The organism is Eggerthella sinensis (assembly GCF_003339815.1).
GTDB lineage: Bacteria > Actinomycetota > Coriobacteriia > Coriobacteriales > Eggerthellaceae > Eggerthella > Eggerthella sinensis.
Genome location: NZ_PPTT01000007.1, coordinates 23556 through 47644 on the forward strand (window position 1 = coordinate 23556; position 24089 = coordinate 47644).

Consider the following 24089-nt stretch of genomic DNA (forward strand, 5'->3'; position numbering starts at 1 on the left):
CACGACCGGTAAAGCAACACAGGGGATCGCCCCGACATGGACGATACGGCACAAGGAGCTGAGATGACCGAGAGAATTACCGTAAACGCAGCGCAGACCGATGACGGCCCGCATATGCCCAGCTGGATGGACGAAGATGCGGTGACCTACGCGCAGGCGGGCGTGGACACGGCCGAGGGCGCGCGCGCCGTCGAGGCTATCAAGAGCGTCGTGCACGACACGTACCGTCCCGAAGTGGTGGGCGACATCGGCGGCTTCGGCGGCCTGTTCTCCATCGCGGCGGCCAAGAACATGGACGACCCGCTGCTGGTGAGCGGCACCGACGGCGTGGGCACGAAGCTCAAGGTTGCGCAGCTGGCCGGCAAGCACGATACGGTGGGCATCGACCTCGTGGCCATGTGCGCGAACGACATCCTGGCCACCGGCGCCGAGCCGCTGTTCTTTCTCGACTACGTGGCCATCGGCAAGCTCAAGGCCGAGAACGTGGCCGAGATCGTGGCGGGCATCGGCGAGGGCTGCAAGCAGGCCGGCTGCGCGCTCATCGGCGGCGAGATGGCCGAGCACCCCGGCGTCATGGACCCCGACGACTACGACCTGTCCGGCTTCTGCGTGGGCGTGGTGGATCGCACCAAGATGCTCGATCCGGCCGCCGTGCGCGAGGGCGACGTGCTGATCGGCCTCGCTTCGAGCGGCCTGCATTCCAACGGCTACTCGCTCGCCCGCAAGGTGTGCGTGGAGGGCAAGACCCACTACGAGCTGCGCATCGAGCGCGAAGAGCTGGACGGACGCAGCCTGCAGGACGCGCTGCTGGAACCCACGCGCATCTACGTGAAGCCCGTGCGCGCCGTGCTCGACGCCTGCCCGGACGCCGTGCGCGCGCTCGCGCACATCACGGGCGGCGGCATCTCCGAGAACCTCGACCGCGCACTGCCGAAGACGTGCGATGCCGAAGTGGATTTGGGCACGTGGCCCATTCCTGCCATCGCGTCGTTCGTGTGCGACGCGGCGCATCTCGACGAGGCCGAGGCGCTCAAGACGTTCAACATGGGCCTGGGCATGGTGCTCATCGTCGATCCCGCGCGCGTGGACGAGGTCGAGGCGGCGTTGGCCGCAGCGGGCGAGACCACGTACCGCGTCGGCCGCATCGTTGCCGGCGAGGGCGCCGTGCGCTACGCGAACGAGGGCGCGCTGTACGGGTTCGGCGCCGACGCGGAGGCGTAAGGCCATGACCGAGCCGCTGAAAATCGGTGTGCTGCTGTCCGGCAGCGGCACGAACTTGCAGGCTATCATCGACGCGGCGGCGCAGGGGCTGCCCGTCGACATCGTCAAGGTGATCTCGTCGCGCCCCGATGCCTACGGCATCGAGCGCGCACGGGCGGCCGGCATCGACGTCGTGGCGCTCAACCGCGACGTGTACGCCGACGTCGAGGCCGCCGACGCGCGCATCGTGGACGAGCTGCGCGCCGCAGGCGCCGACTATGTGGTGATGGCGGGGTACATGCGCAAGGTGACGCCCGTCATGCTCGACGCGTTCCCCGACCGCGTGCTCAACCTGCATCCCGCGCTGCTGCCTTCGTTCAAGGGCGCGCACGCCATTCAGGAGGCCTTCGATGCGGGCGTGAAGGTGACCGGCATCACCGTGCACTTCGCCAACGAGGACTACGACAAGGGCCCCATCGTGGCGCAGCGCGCGGTGGAAGTGCGCGAGGACGACACCCTCGACACCCTCGAGGAACGCATCCACGCGGCCGAACACGTCCTGTACCCCGAAGTGCTGCGTCTGCTCGCCGAAGGCCGCGTCAGCGTCGGCGAGGACCGCAAGGTGCACCTGAGCTAGTCGCTTCCACCCCCTCCAACCGTAAACGCGCGGACGGACTCGCAGGTCAACCGCCCCCTCCGCGCGTAAGCTCGTCGCCCCTACCTGTCGAACAAGGAGTTTCCATGATCAAAGACATCCTCGCTCGCATCATCGCCGACCTCCAAGCGGGTCGCACCCCGTCGCTCACGCCGGCCGACTTCCCGTGCTTCTCGGCGCAGGCCACCGAGGGCAACAGCCATGTCGACCCGTCCTACCTCGACGTGATCGCGGCAGGCCTCACGGCCGACGACATTCCCACGTTCGAGCGTGCGCTGCGCGCGATGGACGAAGGCGACCTTGCATGGCTCGGTTTCAAGATCGTCTACGATGCGGACGAGGCGCAGCGCAACACCGACAACGAGGTGACGAAGAAGTACGGCGACGTGGGTTCCGCCGACGGCGAGCCGCTCGTGTTCTTCTGCAACGATGCGAAGGAGCTTGCAGCGTCGCGCCCGTACTCGCCGCGCGACATGTTCCAGATGAAGGACGTCACGCGCGGCCCCTCGATGCACAACGAGCAGTTCGAGGGCCTCACCTGGGCCAGCGTGCCCCTGTTCGACCAGGTGCACGTGTGGCTGCTCGGCGCGTCCGACGCCGCGAGCGAGGTGGCGGCGCTGGCCGACCATGTGGGCTTCGCCGTGACGGTGGTGGACTACGACCCGGCGTACGTGAGCGAGCAGCGCTTCCCGGCGGCGAAGCGCATCGTGCTGCCCGGCGGCAACTTCGACGCGCTCGACACGCTGAGCGCGGCGCCCGACGACTACGTGTGCGTGCTGACGCGCGGCCACATGTTCGACCCCGAAGGATGCGTGTGGGCCACGAAACACCACGTGCATTACGTCGGCATGATGGGCTGCGCGGGCAAGAACGACCGCGTGCACGAGCTCGTGCTGAGCAGCGGCGCCACCGAGGAGGATTGGGAGCGCGTCAAGCGTCCCATCGGCCTGAAGTTCGGGGCGAAGACGCCCGCCGAGCTGGCCATCGCCATCGTGGCCGAGCTCGTGGACGTGCGCTACCGGCAGCGGTACAGCGAAGAGGCCCGCGAGCGTCACGAGAAGAGCCTTGGCCGCTAGCGTGCAGGACGGTGCCTACGACGCGCTGATCGTCATCGACGTGCAGACGGCGCTCGTCGCGAAGCACCCGTCCAACGAAGAAGGCTTCATCACCGCGGTGAGCGCGCTGATCGACGCGTGCCGCAGCAACGGCGTGCCCGTGGTGTACGTGCTGCACGATGGGGGAGCGGGCGACGAGCTCGAACGCGGCACCGACGGGTGGCAGGCGTATGCCGCCATCGCGCCGCAGGGCGGCGAGCCGTGCGTGAGCAAGCGCTTCAACAGCGCGTTTCGGCGCACGGGCCTGCACGAGATGCTGCAATCCTTCGGCGCGAAGCGCCTCGTCATGTGCGGCATGCAGACCGAGTTCTGCTTCGACGTGTCGGTGAAGGTGGCCTTCGAGCTGGGCTACGACGTCACCGTCCCGCGCGAAGGCGTCACCACGTTCGACTCGGCCTTCGCCTCGGGCGAAGCCCTCACCGCCTACTTCGAAGACGACATCTGGGACGGCCGCTACGCGCACGTGGCCCCGCTCGACGACCTCGTGTAGGCATCGTCGCCGCACATGGTCTTGCGCGCCTCGCACACCGCCCCTCGTGCACGTTTGCGGGATATGCCCTCGTCGGGATGCTCGCAGGCGCACGCGGGTGGTACCATGCGTCGAAGGAGGCTGGGGGCACGGTGCCGTTCAGCCGCAGACAAGTGGAAAGGATGTAAGGCCATATGAGCAATCCTAAGGTCAAGCGCGTGCTCGTGTCCGTCACGGACAAGAGCGGCGTTGCGGACTTCGCCCGCGCGCTCGTCGACGAGTTCGGGGCGGAAATCATCTCGACGGGCGGCACGGCCCGCGCGCTCAAGGACGCCGGCGTGCCCGTCACGCCCATCGACGACGTGACGCAGTTCCCCGAGATGATGGACGGACGCGTGAAGACGCTGCACCCCCGCGTGCACGGCGGCCTGCTGGCCAAGCGCGACAACGAGTCCCACATGGCCCAGGCGGCCGAGCACGGCATCGAGATGATCGACATGGTGGTGGTGAACCTCTACGCCTTCGAGAAGACGGTGGAGAGCGGCGCCGACTTCGGCACCTGCATCGAGAACATCGACATCGGCGGTCCGTCCATGCTGCGTTCTGCGGCGAAGAACTTCGAGAGCGTGGCCGTGGTCACGCGCCCCGAGAGCTACGACGCCATCCTGGCCGAGATGCGCGCCAACGACGGCGCCACCTTGCGCGACACGCGCGCCAAGCTGGCCCTCGATGTGTTCGAGACCACGGCGGCCTACGACGGTGCCATCGCCGCGTGGATGGGCGCCCAGCTCAAGGACGAGGGCGACGTGAAGTTCCCCGTGAACCGCACGCTGCATCTGTCGAAGGTGCAGGATCTGCGCTACGGCGAAAACCCGCACCAGAGCGCCGCGTTCTACCGTCGCGACGATTACGCGGACGCCCCGCACAGCCTGGCCCACGCCAAGCAGCACCAGGGCAAGGAGCTGTCCTACAACAACTACCTCGACCTCGACGCCGCCTGGACGGCCGTGCGCGAGTTCGACGAGCCCGCGTGCGTCATCGTCAAGCACCTCACGCCCTGCGGCGTGTGCCAGAACGACGACCTCGTCGAGGCCTATCAGCGCGCGCATGCGTGCGACCCGGTGAGCGCCTACGGCGGCGTCATGGCGTTCAACCGCCCCGTCACCTCCGACGTGGTGGTGGCCATCTTCGACAACAAGCAGTTCGTCGAGGCCATCATCGCTCCCGAGTTCGCGGGCGATGCGCTTGACATGTACAGCGCCAAGAAGAACGCGCGCCTCCTGTCCACGGGCGGCGTGAACCCGGCCGGCGGGGAAGTGGAGTACCGCGCCGTCGAGGGCGGCCTCTTGTGCCAGGACTCCGACGCCGTGGCCGAGGACCCCGCGACGTTCACCGTGCCCACGAAGCGCCAGCCCAGCGAGGAGGAGCTCGCCGAGCTGCTGTTCGCGTGGAAGGTGTGCAAGTCCATCAAGTCGAACGCCATCTCCATCACGAAGGGCCACGCCACCATCGGCGTGGGCGGCGGCCAGCCGAACCGCGTGAACTCCGCGCGCATCGCCGTCGAGCAGGCCGGCGAGGAAGCGAAGGGCGCCGTGGCGGCCTCCGACGCGTTCTTCCCGTTCCGCGACGGCCTTGATGCGCTGGCCGAAGCCGGCGTGACGGCCGTCATCGAGCCGGGCGGCTCCATCCGCGACGAGGAAGTCATCGCCGCCGCCGACGAGCACGGCATCGCGCTCGTCTTCACCGGCCACCGCCACTTCCGCCACTAAGCACCAGGTTCCGGCGGCCTCCTTCGGGAGGCCGCCCCTGGCTTTGCCCCAATCATCGCCCGAAAAACACGGAAAACAGCGCTGAGGCGTGTTTTTCGACCGATAATAAGTCTCGGACATGCGCACGGTCTTTTATGGACGTTCTTTGACGGGAAGGCAACGGCGAATGGGTAGGGATCATCGGGGGTGTTGCCGTAACGTAAAGTGGGGGCATGAAGAAATCCGAAGCGCTCAAAACCCTGGGGCTATCAGACGGCGCGACCGATGACGAGGTCAAACAGGCCCATCGCAAACTGGTGATCGCGCACCATCCCGACAAGTTCGCCCTCGATTCCCCCGAGCGCGCCGAGGCCGAGGAGTTCACCAAGCGCATCAACGAGGCGCGCGACGTCCTGCTCAACCGCTCGTGGACGCCCGAGTTCGACCCGCGCCGCGACCCGCGTCCCTACGCGGGCAACCCCTACGCGCATCCGACGCAGAACCCCTACAGCGGCGCGGGGCAGGACCCGTTCGCCGGCTGGCCGTTCACGCAGGGGGCCGGTACCGGCTCGGCGCCCGGTCAGGGTACCCGCGGGCAAACCACGTACGTGTGGACGTCGTGGGACGAGCCGCGCACGGGCAATCCCACCGGGCAGCCCTTCGACCCGTTCGATCCCTTCGCGCCGTTCCGCGCGGCGGCTCAACCGCAGAAAACGCCGCAGGAAGCCCTTGCCGAAGTGAAGCGCGACCTCCAGCGCGAGGGCCTCATGATCGCGGGCAAGGTGGCCGTGCTGGCGGCATCGATGCTGCTGGAAACCGCTGCGACGGGCCTCTTCCTCTACGTGATGATCTCCATCATCTACGGGCTGTGGAAGCGCGTGGGCTCGTGCCTCATCGGCCTCATCGTCCCGTTGGCCCTGTTCGGCGCGCCCCTCGTGTTCATGATCGCGCCGCGTCAGGGGGCCGTCACCATCGGGCTTGCGGTGGCGTTCCTCATCGCCGTGCTGTTCGACGTGGTGAACGTGCGCAACCTCGCGCGTCTCTACCGCGTGGCGAAGCGCGCCGCGTCCTAACGGCGTATCATCGGGCAGCTTCGGGCTGATGGCAAGCGCGTGGTGTCGTTCCGGCGACCCGTTGCGAACGTTGCCATCATGCTATACTGAATCATTCCGTCATGGTTCGTCGAAGGGCTCGAAGGGGGTCGCTGGTTGAAGAAAGCGCTGCTGCTTGTCATCGGCATCGTCGCAGTGTGCTTTCTCATCGCGAACGCCGACTACCTGGCAAGCTTCCTCGCCACGCTCAAAACCGGGGCGCTCGTGCCGCTTGTCGTGGCCACCGTGCTCATGCTGGCGCGCCACCTCGTGCAGGCGGCGTCCTACGATGCGGCGTTCGAGGCCGTCGGGCATAAAACCGGCTTCTGGCACAACGTCGTGCTCATCTTCTCCCTCGTCTTCATCAACACGTTCTGCCTGTTCTCGGGCGCGACGGGCGTCGCCTTCATCATCGACGACGCGCACCGCACGGGCGCCGACGCCGGCACGTCCACCAGCGGCGCCATCCTCTCGCAGATCGGCTACTTCGCCGCCATCCTCGTCATTTCCATCATCGGCTTTCTGACCATGCTGCTGTCCGGCAGCATGAACACGCTGTTCCTCATCGGCGGGTTGGCGCTCGCGGCCGTGCTGGCCGTGCTGTCCAGCATGTTCGTGGTGGGCTACCGCAAGCCGCGCATGCTGTTCCGCCTGTTCATCGGCATCGAGAAGCTGGTCAACAAGATGCTCGGCCTCGCGAAGAAGCACCTCAAGCCGGCGTGGGGCCGCAAGATGGCGGGCTCGTTCATCTCGTCGGCGGGCATTCTGGCGAAGAACCCGCAGGGCACGCTGGTCACCGTGGCGTACGCGTCGTTCTCGGCCATCCTCAACATGGCGTGCCTCGTGGCCATCGGCTACGCCTTCGGGTTCGACAACGTGGCCGCGCTCGTGGCGGCGTTCGCCGTGGCGGCCATCTCGGTGATCCTCAGCCCGACGCCGCAGGGCGTGGGCGTGGTGGAAGCCGCCATCGCGGCCATCCTCACGGCACACGGGTGCTCGCTTGCCACGGCCACGGCCATCGCGCTCGTGTACCGCGGCATCATGTTCTGGGTGCCGTTCTGCATCGGGGCGCTGCTGCTGTCGCAGTCGGGCTTCTTCGCGGACAAGAAGAGCCCCACCGAGGAGCAGCGCGCGAAGGACACCGCCTGGGTGCTGGGCACGCTCGTGCTCATCGTGGGCCTCGTGAACATGGGGCTCGCGCTCATCCCGCAGACGTTCGAGCCGTTCATGGCGCTCACCGAGTGGATCAACATGGGCGGCCTGCTCATCGGGCCGGCGCTTATCGTGGGCAGCGTCGTGCTCATCGTGCTGGCCGTGGGGCTCATCCTGCGCTTCCGCACGGCGTGGGCGCTCACGCTGGGCGTGCTCGTGCTGCTGGCGGGCGCTGAATTCCTCTACGTGAACACCGTGCAGGTGGCGGTGGCGGCGCTCGTGCTGCTGTGCCTGCTGTTCTGGAAGCGCGATGCGTTCGACCGGCCCATCGTGCCGCGCGACGACGCCCCGCGCCTCGTGAGCGAGTTCCATGAGAACCTGAACCGGTTCCATGCGTGGAACGAGGCGCGCAGGGAGCGCGCCGCTTCGGGCGAAGGCGAAGACGTGCGCACCGGCAGGGGCGCCGCCCTTGCGGCGCGACGTGCCGAGCGGCGCGATCAGGGGCGCGCGAAGAGGAAAACGGGTTGGGAACAGCGTGCTGAAAAAGGCGCGGAAATCAGCCGACAAGCTCAGCGGGAGGGTATACTTCCCTTTGGCGAAGATGTCGTCGTGTCGCCCGCGGGCGTCGCGGGGCTGTCCGTCGCCGAATCCGCACCAGAGAAAAAGGAGTCGCAATGATAGTGCTCGATGAGCCGTACGTGTCCGAACCGTTGATCGCCTGGCTCGAGGAGTCGCAGCACCCGGTGCTGGACAGCGCGTTCACGCGTGCGATTGCCGAGGGGCATGCGCTCAATCTGGTGACGCCCGAAGAGGCGGCCCGCCGCATCGACGCGGGCGAGCGCGTGTACACGAACTCCGAAAACGCCCTGGCCTGGATCGTGGAGAACACGCACAACGACAGCCTGACGCGCGGCATCACCCTGTTCAAGGACAAGGCGGCCATGCGCGCGGCGCTCGCGGGCCTCGATCCCGACCTGTTCTTCAAAACCTGCTCGGTGGACGAGCTGTTCAAGCTCGATTTCTCGCAGCTGCCCGTGCCGTTCGTGCTCAAGCCCTCCGTGGGTTTCTGCAGCATGGGCGTGTACGCCATCCAGAATCGCGAGGACTGGGAGCGCGCCCTGGCCGACATCCAGAACAACGCTTCCACCTGGCACGACATGTATCCTGAAAGCGTCATCGGCGCCGGGTCGTTCATCCTCGAGGGCTACATCGACGGCACCGAGTACGCGCTGGACGCGTACTTCGACGAGACGGGCCGCGCGCACATCCTCAACGTGCTGCGCCACGACTTCGTCTCGCCCGAGGACACGAGCGACCGCATGTACCGCACGAGTGCGGCCATCGTGCGCGACACGTCCACGATGTTCACCTCGTGGCTCGACCGCGTGAACGCGCTCATCGGCGTGCGCAACTTCCCCGTGCACGTGGAGGTGCGCGAGGAGCACGGTCACGTGAGCCCCATCGAGTTCAACCCGCTGCGCTTCGCGGGCCTCGGCGGCACCGACGTGAGCTGGTACGGCTACGGGTACCGCACCTACCAGGCGTTCCTCGAGGACGACGCGCCCGATTTCGACGCCGTGTTCGCCGACAAGGCCGACAAGGTGTACTCCATGTCGCTGCTCAACGCGCCGGCCGACGCTACGGGCGACGAGACGTTCGACTACGACGCGTTCCTCAGCCGCTTCTCGCACGTGCTGGACATGCGACCCTTCGATGTGAAGCGCGTGGGCAACTACGGCTTCCTGTTCCTCGAGACGGACGCCTCCTCGGCCGACGAGCTGGACTTCCTCATGCGCTCCGACCTCAAGGAGTTCCTCCGCTAGGCGGGGGAGCGGCAAGCGCGGTCATGCGGTGAAGCTCAATATCCGAAACCTCCTGATAGGCCTGGTCATCGTCATCGTGCTTGCCGTGGTGCTGCTGCGCGGCGATCAGCTGGTGGAGCTTATCGACACCATCAAGAAGGGCGCGGTCATCCCGCTCATCGCGGCGGTGTGCACGCAGCTGGGCAAGTACTTCGCGCAGAGTTTCTCGTACTCCTTCTGCTTCGAGGCCGTCGACGAGCACATGAACCCGCGCGAGACGCTGCCGCTCGTGTTCGGCACGTTCTTCGTGAACACCATCGCGCCGTCGCTCAACCTGGCCGGCACCACCCTCGTGGTGGACGACGCCCGACGCCGCGGCATCGCGCCCGGCAGGGCCACGAGCGCGGCGCTGCTCATGCAGATCACCGTGGACTCGGGCTTCGCCACCATCATGCTCATCGGCTTCGTCATCTTGGCGGCCAGCGTGGGGTTGTCGCCGGTGTGGTTCTTGCTGGGCTTGCTGGTTATTCTGCTGGTCAGCGTCATGGTGCTTATCCTCGTGCTGGGACGCAAGCGCCCGGCGCTCGTGCTCAAGGCGCTGCGCCCCGTGGAGCGCCTCGTCGATCGCGTGCTCGTGCGCTTCAAGAAGAAGCCGCTCGATCCGTGGGTCGAGCGCGTGGTGGGGTCGTTCTCCGACGCGGCCGGCCTCATCGCCCACAACCCCAAAACCACGGCGAAGGCGTTCGGCTGCTCCATCGCGGCAAGCGCCTGCGAGCTGGCCTGCTTCAGCCTCGTGGGCGTCGCGTTCGGAGCGTACTCGCCTGAAGCGCTCATCTGCGGGTACGTGGTGGCAACGCTGTTCGCCATGATCTCCATCACGCCGCAGGGCGTGGGCGTCGTGGAAGCGGCCGTGGTGGTGGCGTTCACGTCGTTCGGCGTATCGGGCGCGGCGGGCCTGTCCATCGCGCTCGTGTACCGCGGCATCGTGTTCTGGATGCCGTTCCTCATCGGCGCCATCCTCATCCAAACCACCAAGACGTTCAAGCACGACGCGAAGCGCGTCAGCCGAGCGGGGAAGGGGAAAGGGAAGGGCTCGCTGCAAAGCGCCGCCGTCATGGCGAAGCGCCTCGACAACGAAGTGGCCCCCGCGCCGCAAGCGCCCGTGCCCGTGTCTCCTGCGCCGCAAGCGCCCGTATCCGAGCCGGTGTCCGCGCCCGCGTCCGACGAGGCTCCCAAGCCCGACGAGGCCCCCGTCGACCGCTGAGGGCTTCCAACGCCCCACTCGGCACGCGCAATCTCTGCGTTCGACCCTCAATCATAAGTTGATACTGCGCCTCGTCCCCCTATGTCCTAAAATGGCAGGATGCAAAGGACGGTCACGAAGGCCGTCCGCGAATGGGTGGGGGAGCTATGAAACAGAAGAACGTCCTGCGCGCCGGTGCAACCTTCGCGCTTGCGGGCGCGCTGGCGCTTGCCGGTTGCGCGGGGGCGCCGGAAGCGGCGGAAGAGCCCGTCGCGTCGGTGCTCGATCCGTCCGATCCCGTGCAGGTCGAGCTGTGGACGTACTACAACGGCACGCAGCAGCAGGCTTTCGAGGACCTCGTGAAGGACTTCAACGCCACGCAGGGCAAAGACCTCGGCATCGTGGTGACCAGTTCGAGCCAGGGCGGCGTGAACGACCTCGCCTCCGCCGTCACCGATTCGGCGCAGGGCCTCGTGGGTTCCGCCTCGATGCCCGACGCGTTCCTGTCGTACTCCGACACGGCTTCGGTCATCGACGAGCTGGGCATGGTGGCCGACCTGTCGGGCTACTTCACCGATGAGGAGAAGGCCGGCTTCGTGGACAGCTTCCTCGCCGAGGGCGACCTCAACGGCAACGGCGGCCTCAAGGTGTTCCCCGTGGGCAAGTCCACCGAGACGCTGCAAATCAACATGACCGACTTCCAGACGTTCGCCGACGCCACCGGCACCTCGCTCGACGAGTTGGGCACCATCGAGGGCGTCACGAAGGTGGCGCAGCGCTACTACGAGTGGACCGACGCCCAGACGCCCGACGTGGTGGGCGACGGACGCCCCTTCTTCGGCCGCGACGCGATGGCGAACTACCTGATCACCGGCTCGAAGCAGCTCGGTCATGAAATTCTGAACATCGAGGGCGGCACCTGCACCCTCAATTTCGATCGCGCCACGATGAAGAAGCTGTGGGACAACTACTACGTGCCCATGGTGCAGGGATGGTTCTCGGCCGAGGGCAAGTTCCGCTCCGACGCCGTGAAGACGGGCGACCTCATCTGCTACGTCGGGTCGTCGTCTTCGGTGGTGTACTTCCCGCAAACCGTGACGGTGGACGACGAGACGAGCTATCCCATCGAGCTCGGCGCGCTGCCCGATCCGTCCTTCGAGGGCGGCCAGCCGTGCGCGCCGCAGCAGGGCGCCGGGTTCGTGGTGACGAAGTCCGACGAGAAGAAGGAAACGGCCTGCGCCGAATTCCTCAAGTGGTTCACCGCGAAGGAGCAGAACACCGACTTCTCGGTGAGCGCCGGCTACGTGCCCGTCACGAAGGACGCGCTCACGCTTGAGAATCTCGAGGCGGCGGCGAAGTCGATTGAGGGCGCATCCGAAAACTACCTGGTGAACCTGCCGGCAACCCTCGACACCATCGAGGCCGGCGTGTACGCGAATCCGCCGTTCAAGGGCGGCGTCGAGGCGCGCGCCGTGCTCGAGCGCTCGCTGTCGGACAAGGCCATGGCCGATCGCACGGCCGTGGCGGAAGCAGTGGCCGCGGGCACTTCGCCCGAAGAAGCAGTGGCGCCCTATTTGGAAGATGCCGTGTTCGATGCATGGCTGGCCGATTTGACCACCCAGCTTAAGGGAGCGATTGCATAAGATTGACTTCGGTCAAACGAAAGAAGCGGGGCGCCAAGCGGCGGGGAGTGACGTTCAAAATCCTCGTCGCTTTGCCCTTTTGCGTGGCGTTGGCCATTCAGGGCTTCGTCTGCGTCGCGGTGCTCGTGCGCAGCGAGATGTTCGGGCAGATGGAGGCTGACGCCTACGACCTGTTCTCGGAGCGCGTGGCAAGCCGGGCGGGCTACCTCGAGAACGACATGATCTTCCGCTGGTCGGACTTCGACCCCGTCATCGAAAGCGTGACGGCCGACATCAACGCGACGCTGGCGGCGAACGGGGCGACGGCAGCCGATGTCGAGACGGGTTCCGATCTGGCCATCTCCATCATCGAGGCGGCATCTGACGACCTCTTATCGTACTCCCATCGCGCCGAAGTGGACGGCGCGTATCTCGTGCTGACCGACGGCGCGAACGAAGCGTCCGACAGCCGCTCGGCGCTGTACATTCGCGACTCGAACCCGAAGGTGGACGTGAGCAACGGCTCCGACCTCATGCTGGCAGCCTGCCCCATCAGCGTCGGGCGTCAGCTGGGCATCACCCTCGACAGCATGTGGTCCGCCACGTTCCCCCTCGCGGCCGAGGGCGACCTGCAAAGCGCGTTCTACTACGAACCGCTGCGCGCCGCCGAGCAGTATCCCGATGCCGACGCGAGCGACCTGGGATACTGGGGACGTCCCGTGGATCTCGGCTGGGCCGGTACCTCGTCCATCACGTACAGCAAGCCCATCCGCGATGCGCAGGGCGGCATCGTGGGCATCATCGGCGTGGAAGTGCGGGTGGACCGCATCGCGTCGTTCTTCCCGTACCGCGACCTCAACGAGAGCGGCAACGGCTCCTACGTGCTGGCCGTCACGGGGGAAGACGGCGGGTTCGCCCGCGACGGCGGCGTCACGCCACTGCCCGGCGTCGAGCGCAGCTACGAAGCGCTCGCCACGACGGGCGCGACGCAGAGCCTCTACCTGGAGGATGGTTCGTTCACCGCATCGGTTGGCGACAACGGGTCCATGGTGGTGGACCCCGCCGAAGCCTCGTCTTCGGAGGAGCGCGCCATCGCCGGCGCAACGGAAATCAAGCTGTACGACAGCACGTCGCCGTTCGCCAGCGAGCATTGGGCCCTCGTGGGCCTCGAGCGCGAGGACGAGCTGTTCTCGGCGTCGAACGCCCTGGCGCGGAACCTGACGGCGGTGTTCGTCGCGTCGCTCGTGGTGGGCCTGTTGATAGCCGTCATCACCGCCTGGGTGTCGTCGTCGCGCCTGCGCCATCTCATGGCCGAAGTGCGCGCGGCGAAGCCGGAGCAGCCCATCGCGTTCACGCCGACGGGCATCGTGGAGGTCGACGAGCTGTCCGAGGCCATCGAATCGATGGGCACCGAGGTGGCGTCGGCCGCATCGCGCCTGTCGCGTATCCTGCGCCTGTCCGATCGCGGCATCGGCGCGTTCGAGTACACCGAAGGCACCGACACCATCACCTTCACCGACGGGTTCTTCGCCACGCTCGCGGTGCTCGAGGCGCCCGAGGACGGATACTTCGATCCTGCGCGCATCGCCTCGGGCACGCTGTCGCCGCAGGAGTTCAATCGTCTCATGCAGTGGTACAAACCCTATGCCGAAGTGGAGGGGGAGGGACGCTACCTCATCTCGGGCCCGCACCGCACCTCGTGGGTGCGCCTCGTGGTGGTGCTCAGCAGCGAGCACGACCGCGTGCTGGGCCTCGTAGAGGACGTGACGCACGAGATCGAGACGCGTCGCCGCATCGAGCACGAGCGCGACCACGACATCCTCACGGGGCTGTTCAACCGTCGCGCGTTCGAGCAGGACGTCACCGAGCTGCTGCAGGAGCGCCCGCCCGCGTTCGCCGCCATGCTCATGCTCGACCTGGACAACCTCAAGTTCATCAACGACATCTACGGCCACGACTGGGGCGACCTGTACATCAAGGAAGCCAGCCGCGTGGTGGACGAGTCGTTCAAGGGCAAGGGCTACTATTCGCGCATCTCCGGCGACGAGTTCCTCGTGTTCGTGGACGTGTGCCCCGATCGCGCGGCGGTCGAGGCGCTGTTCGAGCAGTTCCGCGCGGCGCTCGACGCCACCATGATGGCGGCACCCGACGGCAAGACGCTCAAGGTGCGCGCGTCCATGGGCATGTCGTTCTACCCGCAGGACGCCACCGACTACGCTCACCTGCGCGAATACGCCGACTTCGCCATGTACCTGGCGAAGAGCAGCCGCAAGGGCGATCTGTACGCGTTCGATCGCGCGAGCTACGAGGAGAAGTCGTTCATCGTGAACGGCAAGGAGGACCTCAACCGCCTGCTCGAGGAAGAGCTCGTCGACTATCATTTCCAGCCCATCGTGGACATGCGCGTGGGCGAAGTGGTGGCCTACGAGGCGCTCATGCGCTCGCGCATGGAGTCCATTCCCACGCCCGACCGGGTGCTCGAGCTGGCGCGCTCGCAGTCGAAGCTCTACCGGGTGGAGCACCTCACGTTCTTCGGCGCGCTCGACGCGTTCTCGCGCTATCCCGACGCGCACGATGCCACGCTGTTCGTGAACAGCATCGCCACGCAACGGCTGTCGTCCGACGACGAGCTCGTGCTGTTCGAACGCTACCCCGAGCTGCTCAAGCACCTCGTCATCGAGATCACCGAGAGCGACTACAGCCGCGAGATGGCCCTGTACAAGGAGGCGCTCGCGCGGCGGTTCGGCGCGCGCCTGGCCATCGACGACTTCGGCAGCGGCTTCAACGGCGAGACGGCGCTGCTCGATTACCACGTGGACTTCGTGAAAATCGACATGGACATCGTGCGCGACATCGACATCATGCGGGACCATCAGGACATCGCGCGCAACCTCATCACCTACGCGCACGATCGCGGCATCCGCATCATCGCGGAGGGCATCGAGACCGAAGCCGAGCTGCGCGCGCTGCACGAGCTGGGCGCCGACTACGCGCAGGGCTTTTTGACCGGGCGTCCCGCGCCTGAGCCGCGCGACATCGACGACGACGTCAAGCACCTCATCCGCAGCCTGGGCACGCGCCGCTAGGGACGGCTGCGCCGGACTGCCCGGTGCCGCCCTTCGGCGGGACGGGTATACTTGACGAAAAACGAGCGCGCAAGCCGCCTGCGGCGGCTTTGACGAAGGAGGCCCTTCCATGGCATTGACCGATTTGCTGCACATCGAAACCGTTTCGGCCGACAAGCGCCGCGTCGAGTGCGTGATGCCCATCACGCCCGACCTGTTCCAGCCGCACGGCTACCTGCACGGCGGCGCCACTATCGCGTTGCTGGAAACGGCGGCGAGCATCGGCACCGAGCAGAACACCGACTTCGACAAGGAGCGCCCCTTCGGCATCGACGTGCACGTGCGCCATCGCAAGAGCGGGAAGGCGGGCGCCCTGCGTGGCGTGGCTGAGCTCGAGCGCGAGGAGACCTCCGAGCGCACGGGCGCCGTCAAGCAGTACTGGAACGTCGTGGCCCTCGACGACGCGGGCGACGTGGTGTCCGACGGCACGATCATGACGAAGATCGTGTCGCTGGCCTATCTCGACCAGAAAGAGCAGGAGCGCGCCGCCGCACGCTAACGCCGCGGAGTGCGGGCGGAAGGTGCGCTGGCGGATGCCGCGCTAGCGCGGCAGCGTGATGAGCGCCACGGTGCCGCGCGGCTCGTTCGCCTCGAGGGCGATGGTGCCGCCGTGCGCCTCGACGATGCGCTGCGCCAGCGACAGCCCCAGGCCGTAGCCGCCCGTCTCGCGCGAGCGGGCCTTGTCGGCGCGGTAGAACCGCTCGAAGGCGTGCTCGCGATCCTCGGGGTCGATCCCGCAACCCGTGTCGGCCACGGCGATGACGCACTTCGACCCCGCCGAGCGCGCGTCGGCCCGCGTGCTCACCACGATCTCGTCGCCGGCTGCCGTGTACTTGAGGGCGTTGTCCAGCAGGATGCCCAGCAGCTGCCGCAGCTTGTCGGCATCGGCGTTCACCGTGCCGCCGAACGATGCGTCCACGCGCAGCTGCTTGTCCTGCAGCGTGGCGAAGTCCTCGTAGGCTGTGGCCACGTCGCGCACGAGCGCGTCGACGTCCACGACGCTCGGCACGAGGGTGGTGCGCCCGGCGTCGTCGAGCGAGAGCGCCATGAGGTCGTCCACGAGCCTGCTGAGGCGCTTCGTCTCGGACGTGATGGTGTTCACGTCCTCGAAGCGGTCGACGATGCGCTTGTCCGGATGGTCGAGCAGCAGCTCGCCGGTTGTCTGGATGATGGCGAGCGGGGTGCGCAGCTCGTGCGAGGCATTCTGCACGAATTCCGTCTGCGCGCGCCAGTTCTCCACGATGGGCTTGAGCATGCGCCGCGACAGCAGGTAGCTTGCGGCGGCCGACACCACCACGGCGGCCGCCAGGTAGATGGCAAGCGTGCGCGTGAAGCTGTCCAGGATAGCCAGCTCGGAATCCACGTTGACGAGCACCTGCATGTACGCGACGGTCTCGCCGTCGTTCAGCTCGTAAGAGATGCCGCGGTAGGCGTGCCCGCCGGCCGAGGTGTCGTAGATGCGGTCGAGGTCGCGCGCGTCGAAGGGGATGTCGGCCAGGAAGGCGGGGTAGGTGGCGTAGAGGCCCACCGTGTCGAGCAGGGCACCGTTCTCGTCGCGCAGCAGCGTGATGAACTGCGGATTCACGTCCACGATATTCTGCTGGATGGAATACGACAGGTCGTCGACCTCCGTTTCCGCGGCGTCGCTCGCCTCGTCGGCTGCGACGGCGGCGGACCTGCTGAGGGACGTGTCGACGGTCATGATGTTGCGGTCGGCCTTGAGGTCCTCCAGGTCGTTGTCGGCCGTCTGGTAGATGCTCGCGCTCACCATGGAGTAGATGCCCACGCCCAACAGGGCGAACAGCAGGGTGAACACGAAGAACAGCAGCACCGTCTGCTTGAGGAGCTCGCGGCGCATGAGGGTGCGCTCAGTCATGGTCCTCCTCGGTGAACAGGTAGCCGGCCCCGCGGATGGTGGTGATGTAGCGGTCGTAGCCCGAGGGCGCGAGCGCCTTGCGCAGCGCGCTCACGTACACCTCCACCACGTTCGACGACGTGTCGGACATGAACCCCCAGATCTTGTCGAACAGACGATCCTTCGAGATGAGGCTGCCCCGATGGCTCACCAGGTACTCGAGGATGTCGTATTGCTTGCCCTTGAGCGCCAGCGGCTCGCCGGCAAGGGCGGCCTGCTTGGTTTGCGTGTGCAGCACGAGGTCCTTGAACGTGATGGTGGTGACGTCGGGGCGGCCCGTGCTGCGCCGCAGGATGGCCTCGATGCGCGCGAGCAGTTCGTCGCGGTCGAAGGGCTTGGTGAGGTAGTCGTCGGCCCCCGAGCGCAGGCCGCGCAGCTTATCGGCCGTCGTGCCCTTCGCGGTGAGCATGAGCACGGGGGTGCGCACGTCGCGCTCGCGCAGCGCCTCGAGCACGGAGAAGCCGTCGCGCTCGGGCAGCATGACGTCGAGCACGACGAGGTCGTACACGTCCTGCGCGGCGTAGAACAACCCCTCTTCGCCGTCGAACGCCTGGTCGATGTCGTACGCGTCGGCCAAGCTGCGGGCAAGCGCCTGGGAAAGGAGGCGATCATCCTCCACGATCAGCAGTTTCATAAGCCTCCTCCTTCGTGCGCCCATTCTACCACCCCCTCCCTGAACCCTTCCTGAAACGGAAGCCCTTGCGCCCGGGAAAGCCATCTCTCCCTTTGCGCCTGGGAAAGCTCCATCCTGTCCACCAACGCCCCACCAGGCGCAACAGGGGGTCCCCCATCTCCCCTTGCGCCTGAGTATCCCCATCCTTGTCCACCCACGCCCCACCAGGCGCAACAGGGGGCCTCCCCGGTCCCCCTCTCCCTCTTTCCTCCATTTCAGGAAGTTTTAAGCCGTCCTTCGCTAGACTGGCCGCCGTGAAGTGATCGAAGCGATGCGCATCAATTGCGCAAGAAGGAGACGAACCATGAAATCCAAGGGGTTCAAAATCATCGTTGGCGTGCTGGTGGCCATCATCGTCGTGCTGGGAGGTTTGCTTGTCGTGAAAACCATGGGCCTGGCGGGCGGTGCGAATGCCACCACCCAGGACGGCAAGGTGATTCCCGAGGGCGCCGTCGCGGACGACCCCAGCCTCCCGTTGCCAACCGAGGGCAAAAACGGCGAGATCATCACCGTGGTTCCCAAAGACAACAACGAAGCCTAACCTCCTCCCCGAGAACGCGAAAGGAAGACCATCGTGAAAAGCACCGTTGGAAAAGCCCTCGTCATCGTGCTGCTGCTTGCCGTCGTGGGCGGCATGGCCGCCTGGCTCCTGTTCGGCGACGACATCGCCCCGTCGCTGGCGGGAGAGCCGCAAAGCACGCCGCCCGCCACCATGCCCGTCCTGCGCGGCTCGCTCGAGCGAACCGTCACCGGCGTCGGCGAGGTGAAGCCGCTCGCCACCGAGAAGCTCAAGCCCGCCGACAGCTGGCACTGGCTCGAGTCGTTCGACGCCCCGCTCAACAAGCGCGTCGCCGCCGGCGATACGCTCGTGACGTACGCCAACGGCGAAACGTGGACGGCGCCCTACGACCTCGTGGTCACCTCATCCTCGCTGCCCGAGAAGAACAAGGGCGCCGTGACGAAGGACGACCACTTCATCGAGGTGCAACGCATCGACGACGTGTCCATCGTGCTGCCCGTGTCCGAAACCGACCTCGCCTCGCTCGCCGAGGGCCAGACGGTGAAGGTGAAGCTCGGCGCCGACGAGGAGCGCGTCTACGACGGCGTCATCTCCAACATCAACGAGGTGGGCACGTACGGCGCGACCGGCTCCAAGTTCACCGTCACCGTGCGGGTGCCCAACGACGGCAGCATCAAGCTGGGCATGTCCGCCAACCTCTCCATCACCGTGGCCGAGGCCTCCGACGTCCTCACCGTGCCGGTGAGCGCCGTCAACGGCGCGGGCGACGACAAGTTCGTCAACGTGTACGATGCCGAGACCGGCGAAACCGCGCCGGTGCCCGTTACCACCGGCATCACCGACGGCATCACCGTCGAGGTGTCCGGCGAAGGCCTGCGTGAGGGCGACAGCGTGGTGCTCAACGAGGCGGGCGGCGGCGACGGCGACATGGCGGCTGCGGCCGACGGCGTGGCGGCCGTGTCCGTTGTCGCATCCTAGGACGGGAGATGCACGCATGATTCGTCTGAAACGCGTAGGCAAGACCTACGAGATGGGCGGCGAGACTATCCGCGCCCTCGACCGGGTCAACTTCGAAATTCGCAAGGGCGACTTCATCGCCATCGTGGGTCCGTCGGGGTCGGGCAAATCCACGCTCATGAACATCCTCGGGCTGCTCGACGTGCCCGACGTGGGAACGTACCAGCTCGACGGCATCGACGTGGGGTCGCTGTCCGACAACCGCCTGGCCGCCATCCGCAACGAGAAAATCGGCTTCATTTTCCAGAGCTTCAACCTGTTGGGCAAGCTCACCGCGCTCGAGAACGTGAAGCTGCCGCTCAGCTACACGGGCGTGCGCGCGAAGGAAGCCGACGCCCGGGCGCGCATGCAGCTTGCCCAGGTGGGCCTTGCGGGCCGCGAGCACCACCTGCCCAGCCAGCTGTCGGGCGGGCAGCAGCAGCGCGTGGCCATCGCCCGCGCGCTCGTGTGCAAGCCCGAGATCATCCTGGCCGACGAGCCCACCGGAGCCCTCGATTCGCGCACGGGCGTGGAAATCATGGACGTCTTCAAGCGCCTGCACGCCGAAGGTCAAACCATCGTGCTCATCACGCACAATCCGGAACTCGCCGAAGAGGCCGACCGCGTCGTGCGCATCGCCGACGGCCTCATTCAGGAAATGGAAAGGGGGCGTCATGCGGTATAGCCATCTCGCCCGCACGGCCGTGCGGGCCGTGTTCCAAAACGGCCTGCGGACGGCGCTCACCATGCTGGGGCTCATCATCGGCATCTCGTCGGTGATCATCCTCGTGGGCATCGGCGACGGTTCGAACCAGCAGGTGCAGAACAAGATGAAGGAGCTGGGCGGCGACGCGCTGTCCACCTACGTGTACCAGGGCGACCTCGGCTACGACGACCTGGCGCGCATCGGCGAGCTGGAGTCCCTCGACGGCGCCGCGCCCTCCAAAACGCTGGCCAAGAAGCTTTCGGTGGGCTCCACCGTGTCGAACAAGGCGTTCGTCGAGGCAACCGACGAGCACTACCTTCGCGTGCGCAACCTCAAGCTGCTCAGCGGCCGCAACCTCAACGCCGTCGACCGCGAGAACCGCAGCAAGGTGATCGTCGTCGGCTCCGACGTGGCGGCCGAGCTGTTCGGCACCGCCGACCCGGTGGGCCAGAAGGTCAAGCTCGACGGCGACGAGTTCACCGTGGTAGGCGTGCTGGAAGACCAGGGCCAGTCGATGGGCCTCACCACAGGCAACGTGGCCCTCATCCCCTTCTCCACCGCGGTGGGCATGGGGGAGGGTGCCACCATCGACTCGTTCTACGCGAAGGCGCGCGGCCAGGAGCGCATCGACGAGGCGAAGGCGGCCATCGGGTCGTTTCTCGTGGGCGAGGCGAATATCGCCCCCGGCATGTTCGACGTCGTCTCGCAGGACGAGATGCTGCGCGCCGGCGACGACATCGACGACACGATGACGCTGCTGTTGGCGGGTATCGCGGGCATCTCGCTCGTGGTGGCGGGCATCGGCGTGATGAACGTCATGCTCGTGTCGGTGACGGAGCGCACGCGCGAGATCGGCATCAAGAAGGCGCTCGGCGCCCGACGTTCGGACATCCTCGTGCAGTTCTTGCTGGAAGCGCTCATCATGAGCGTCATCGGCGGCGCGCTGGGCATCGGCGCGGGCATCGCGTTCGGCCTGCTGGCGAACACGGTGGGCATGACGTTCGTCGTGTCGTGGAACGTGGTGTGGGTGGCCGTGGCGGCCAGCACGGCCATTGGCCTGGCGTTCGGCATCTTCCCGGCCTACCGCGCGTCGCGCAAGAACCCCATCGAGGCGCTGCGCACGGAGTAGGGCAGGGCATGCGGGGCGCGCCGTGCGTCCCGCATGCCGATGCAGCGACGGTGAAAATGCGAAATTGTCGAGCATATTTCTTTTGCTTTTCAATTCGTTGTGCTATCATATCCGTCGCTGCTTGAAGCAGTACTTCGGGTTGTGGCTCAGCTTGGTAGAGCGCTGCGTTCGGGACGCAGAGGCCGCAGGTTCAAATCCTGTCAACCCGACCACGAAATCAAAGGTCAGCCGTTTGCGGCTGGCCTTTTCTGTTTTCCGCCAGGGTTCAATCAGAAAAAAAGGGTTCAATCAGGGTTCAATTGGCTCCGGTTAACCGCTGCGGCCAAGGCGAGAGGTGCGAGCACCTCGCGCTGCCCGCAGGCGATTCTCAGGCATAGGGCAAGAAGGCACAGCAGCTCGACGGCGCTGTCGGGGATGATCTGGCAGCTTTGATCCGCAATCTCGATCACGGAGCGCACGCGGCGGCGATCATGCCGAGGAGCGCGATCTACGGTGCTCCGGCACCTGCCGGCGAGAGGAGGCCGTCGAATGCTAGTCCTGCGACCGCAAGCTCAGTGGTCAGGCGGTTGAGCCGGTACGACGGGATCAAATCTCGCCGATTGTTGGGAGGTCGTCGTAGCAGGGTAGGTTCGGCACTCCCAGTTTCTCAGCTAAGGCTGCGTCCTCCTTGCTCGTGGTCCGGTCTTCTATAAATCGGGATAGAGCATTGGTCCGTGCCACGCTCGCCTCTCTCGATCCGACGCGGTCAGCGAGGCCTTTGGCGAACTACGCCTTGATCTGCATAGGTTTGGTGCTGGGGGTTTCAACCGCGATCAAACGATCGGCACTGTTTCAGGGATGGCGACAGGCTTATCGTAAAATCTTGATATAATGCGCTCCCTTCAGATCGACAGACAGGTCGTTGAAAAAGCGTGTCGGACACTACGCCAATAGGCGAAGTGTTATCGAGGAAATGATCTCAAGAAAACTTTATACGATTACTTATATTTTTTGCGGATATAAATATAAATAAATTTGCAAATGCAATATCACTACTTAATAGTTGAAAAATAATACAAAGGCTTTTGCAACTCGCTCTGTGTGATTTCTAAGATCGCATATTGAGGCATCAGTGAATCATTCAGGGATATGACCCCGGTTTTTAGTGTCTAAAGCGGTCCTCTCGACTAGCTTTCGGTCTCCATCATTCTGGGAGTAAAATGCAATGATTAACGATCGGGTAAACAATTCTTGGTCGGTAGACTTCCATACGGTCGTCGTGCAGCGGCTTGTCCCCCGCGTACTGTGAATGAGAATCATGACAGTTGAGAGCACTTTGTGTTAGATGAACGAAAGTAGATCGCAGATCCTTCGATTCGTTCTTTGCATAAATATCTTCCATACTTCGTGAGACTCTTCTAAAAATATGACCAATTCAATAATTAACTATGTCCGTTTCTATTTAAATGGCATAGGATTCAAATAGTGCACTTCTATGGCATGAGAATCACGTTTCGCTGAAAGGGGGTGTTGAGTATATGTTGTTCTATTCTGAGGATGCGGGGGTTATGAGCATGTGTTTCAAAATCGGTCCCAGCGCTGGCGGATGGTGCGTAACGCTTGGTGCGTAGATTCGATTACTTACGAACGGAAAGATTTTTTCTATTCCAGTATTGGCTTTCATGGCGTGAAAGCCAATACTCGCTTTCATCGCCATATCTCTCACAATCCTGTAGAATTGAACAATTAATTGGGAATTTGACTGATTGGTGGCGATATTCCGAGTGGATGAGAATCATGAAACTGTCATAATCGAGCGTTCTCTTTCCCGCGTCGAGAAAGCAAGTTCTGTTGTTGCTGCCACTTGCCGGGTTTTGCTTGTTCTTGTGGCTTTTGTTCTTGTGTCGATGGTTGCGCTATTTCTTTTACAAATAGCTTTAGGCCACCCTTTCCAGTATTCGATCAGCGTGAAGATGCTTATATATGGGATACCGACCTGCTTGCTGGCCATATCCTTCTTGAAGGTGGTTGCAGACATTTTCAAAGAGATCGTTGGAGGATTGGCACCCTTCAATGAGAGGCAGGCAAGAAGGGTAAGATTGCTCGCTTACCTTTTGTTCGTGAAGGTTGTGCTCGAGGCGGTTCTCTCTGTAGGAACTTCAATGATTGCTCAAGTTGGCACGTATAATATTACGTATATTGATTCGGGCGGAGTGAACGGTCTATCTCTAAGCGTCGACTTAGGTGCGCTTTTCATGGGGGTATTGATGCTTTGTCTCTCCCTTGTTTTCGAATATGGGTCTCTGCTCCAGAAAATGACAGATGAAACGGTTTGAGGTGCCTCATGCCGATAGTTCTGAATCTTACGCAGGTGATGAAAGAGCGCGGTAGGTCCGTAAACGACGTTGCGGAAAAAATCGGAATAGCGGTTTCGAATTTATCAAAGATCAGGACGGGCAAGGTCAAGGCAATTCGCTTTTCGACTCTTGCGGCGCTTTGCAAGGAGCTCAATTGCAAGCCTGGGGATATCATCGATTATATCGATGATGATGAGATGGACGGCATCGAACTGATTGACGATGATTTCAACTACTCAGAATGATTTCCGTCGAGGATTCTTGGAGGCGATTTGTGTTTCGCAACTTTTCTAAGGGATTTACCGTTTCTCATTTACGGTTTTCGCAAACAAAAACTTTCGGGTTTCGCAAAATGACATGTCCTCCCGGTATCCTTTGAAAACATCTATTGGCTGAGGGCGTCACCTCCGTCTGAGGCAAAGGCCATCGACAACGAACTGATAGCAGAATAGCTAGAAGATGCAGCCTCATCGGATCCGAGGTTCTCCAGCTCCCGATGGGATTTGTCCTTGCTGTTATACATCGGCGAGTCGCGCATGCGCCTGTCAGGCCCCTCGAGCTTCATCATATGCCCGCGATGGATGATTCGGTC

Annotated in this window: 20 protein-coding genes and 1 tRNA gene; 19 read left to right on the forward strand and 2 right to left on the reverse strand. The window is 64.5% G+C overall.

Features of this window, described 5'->3' with window-relative positions; all coding sequences use genetic code 11:
• Nucleotides 1–63 precede the first annotated feature (63 nt).
• The 12 genes from purM (at nt 64) to C1876_RS05540 (ending at nt 15721) form a co-directional block, all read left to right on the forward strand.
• The gene (gene purM, locus C1876_RS05480) at nt 64–1221 is read left to right on the forward strand and encodes a phosphoribosylformylglycinamidine cyclo-ligase (protein WP_114545715.1); all 1158 of its coding nucleotides are present in this window, start codon (nt 64–66) and stop codon (nt 1219–1221) included.
• Nucleotides 1222–1225: 4 nt separating this feature from the next.
• Complete coding sequence (gene purN, locus C1876_RS05485) at nt 1226–1837, forward strand: phosphoribosylglycinamide formyltransferase (protein ID WP_114545716.1); 612 nt, start codon at nt 1226–1228, stop codon at nt 1835–1837.
• A 104-nt stretch (nt 1838–1941) separates the two neighbouring features.
• The gene (locus C1876_RS05490; RefSeq protein ID WP_114545717.1) at nt 1942–2931 is read left to right on the forward strand and encodes an XdhC family protein; all 990 of its coding nucleotides are present in this window, start codon (nt 1942–1944) and stop codon (nt 2929–2931) included.
• Entirely contained in the window at nt 2921–3460 is a 540-nt protein-coding gene (locus C1876_RS05495; protein ID WP_211309505.1) for a cysteine hydrolase family protein, read from the forward strand. Before C1876_RS05490 ends, C1876_RS05495 begins: the two co-directional genes overlap by 11 nt.
• 173 nt (nt 3461–3633) lie before the next feature.
• Nucleotides 3634–5208: a bifunctional phosphoribosylaminoimidazolecarboxamide formyltransferase/IMP cyclohydrolase gene (purH, locus tag C1876_RS05500; RefSeq protein WP_114545719.1), complete on the forward strand. Its 1575-nt coding sequence runs from the start codon at nt 3634–3636 to the stop codon at nt 5206–5208.
• Between the two features lie 212 nt (nt 5209–5420).
• On the forward strand, nt 5421–6260 hold the full coding sequence (locus C1876_RS05505; RefSeq protein ID WP_114545720.1) for a J domain-containing protein: 840 nt from the start codon (nt 5421–5423) through the stop codon (nt 6258–6260).
• A gap of 135 nt (nt 6261–6395) precedes the next feature.
• Nucleotides 6396–8108 carry a lysylphosphatidylglycerol synthase transmembrane domain-containing protein gene (locus C1876_RS05510; RefSeq protein WP_114545721.1) on the forward strand — a complete coding sequence of 571 codons (1713 nt, stop codon included), beginning with the start codon at nt 6396–6398 and terminating at the stop codon, nt 8106–8108.
• Nucleotides 8105–9253 carry an ATP-grasp domain-containing protein gene (locus tag C1876_RS05515; RefSeq protein WP_114545722.1) on the forward strand — a complete coding sequence of 383 codons (1149 nt, stop codon included), beginning with the start codon at nt 8105–8107 and terminating at the stop codon, nt 9251–9253. Before C1876_RS05510 ends, C1876_RS05515 begins: the two co-directional genes overlap by 4 nt.
• A gap of 28 nt (nt 9254–9281) precedes the next feature.
• The gene (locus tag C1876_RS05520) at nt 9282–10496 is read left to right on the forward strand and encodes a flippase-like domain-containing protein (protein WP_244910051.1); all 1215 of its coding nucleotides are present in this window, start codon (nt 9282–9284) and stop codon (nt 10494–10496) included.
• A gap of 146 nt (nt 10497–10642) precedes the next feature.
• Nucleotides 10643–12118 carry an extracellular solute-binding protein gene (locus tag C1876_RS05530; protein ID WP_114545723.1) on the forward strand — a complete coding sequence of 492 codons (1476 nt, stop codon included), beginning with the start codon at nt 10643–10645 and terminating at the stop codon, nt 12116–12118.
• Between the two features lie 47 nt (nt 12119–12165).
• Nucleotides 12166–15183 carry a bifunctional diguanylate cyclase/phosphodiesterase gene (locus tag C1876_RS05535; RefSeq protein WP_244910052.1) on the forward strand — a complete coding sequence of 1006 codons (3018 nt, stop codon included), beginning with the start codon at nt 12166–12168 and terminating at the stop codon, nt 15181–15183.
• 109 nt (nt 15184–15292) lie between these two features.
• On the forward strand, nt 15293–15721 hold the full coding sequence (locus tag C1876_RS05540) for a PaaI family thioesterase (protein ID WP_114545724.1): 429 nt from the start codon (nt 15293–15295) through the stop codon (nt 15719–15721).
• A 42-nt stretch (nt 15722–15763) separates the two neighbouring features.
• Here the strand turns inward: C1876_RS05540 and C1876_RS05545 are convergent, their stop codons facing one another.
• Together C1876_RS05545 and C1876_RS05550 are read right to left on the reverse strand one after the other, a co-directional pair.
• A complete protein-coding gene (locus C1876_RS05545) occupies nt 15764–17098 on the reverse strand; it encodes a sensor histidine kinase (RefSeq protein WP_114545725.1) in 1335 nt (444 codons plus the stop codon).
• Entirely contained in the window at nt 17091–17771 is a 681-nt protein-coding gene (locus C1876_RS05550) for a response regulator transcription factor (RefSeq protein ID WP_114545726.1), read from the reverse strand. Before C1876_RS05550 ends, C1876_RS05545 begins: the two co-directional genes overlap by 8 nt.
• A 343-nt stretch (nt 17772–18114) precedes the next feature.
• On the opposite strand from C1876_RS05550, the gene C1876_RS05555 reads away from it, so the two are divergent.
• From C1876_RS05555 to C1876_RS05585, 7 genes are all read left to right on the forward strand, one after another.
• Nucleotides 18115–18351, forward strand: coding sequence for a hypothetical protein (locus C1876_RS05555; RefSeq protein WP_114545727.1), 237 nt, complete (start codon nt 18115–18117; stop codon nt 18349–18351).
• Between the two features lie 33 nt (nt 18352–18384).
• Nucleotides 18385–19308 (forward strand): efflux RND transporter periplasmic adaptor subunit, encoded by a 924-nt coding sequence (locus C1876_RS05560; RefSeq protein ID WP_114545728.1) that lies wholly within the window; start codon nt 18385–18387, stop codon nt 19306–19308.
• Between the two features lie 16 nt (nt 19309–19324).
• Nucleotides 19325–20011 (forward strand): ABC transporter ATP-binding protein, encoded by a 687-nt coding sequence (locus C1876_RS05565; RefSeq protein ID WP_114545729.1) that lies wholly within the window; start codon nt 19325–19327, stop codon nt 20009–20011.
• Complete coding sequence (locus C1876_RS05570; protein WP_114545730.1) at nt 20001–21161, forward strand: ABC transporter permease; 1161 nt, start codon at nt 20001–20003, stop codon at nt 21159–21161. Before C1876_RS05565 ends, C1876_RS05570 begins: the two co-directional genes overlap by 11 nt.
• A 135-nt stretch (nt 21162–21296) precedes the next feature.
• A tRNA-Pro gene (locus C1876_RS05575) sits at nt 21297–21373 on the forward strand.
• A gap of 1551 nt (nt 21374–22924) precedes the next feature.
• Nucleotides 22925–23476 carry a DUF2975 domain-containing protein gene (locus tag C1876_RS05580; protein WP_148044509.1) on the forward strand — a complete coding sequence of 184 codons (552 nt, stop codon included), beginning with the start codon at nt 22925–22927 and terminating at the stop codon, nt 23474–23476.
• 8 nt (nt 23477–23484) lie between these two features.
• Nucleotides 23485–23742 carry a helix-turn-helix domain-containing protein gene (locus C1876_RS05585; protein WP_114545732.1) on the forward strand — a complete coding sequence of 86 codons (258 nt, stop codon included), beginning with the start codon at nt 23485–23487 and terminating at the stop codon, nt 23740–23742.
• The last annotated feature ends 347 nt before the right edge of the window (nt 23743–24089 follow it).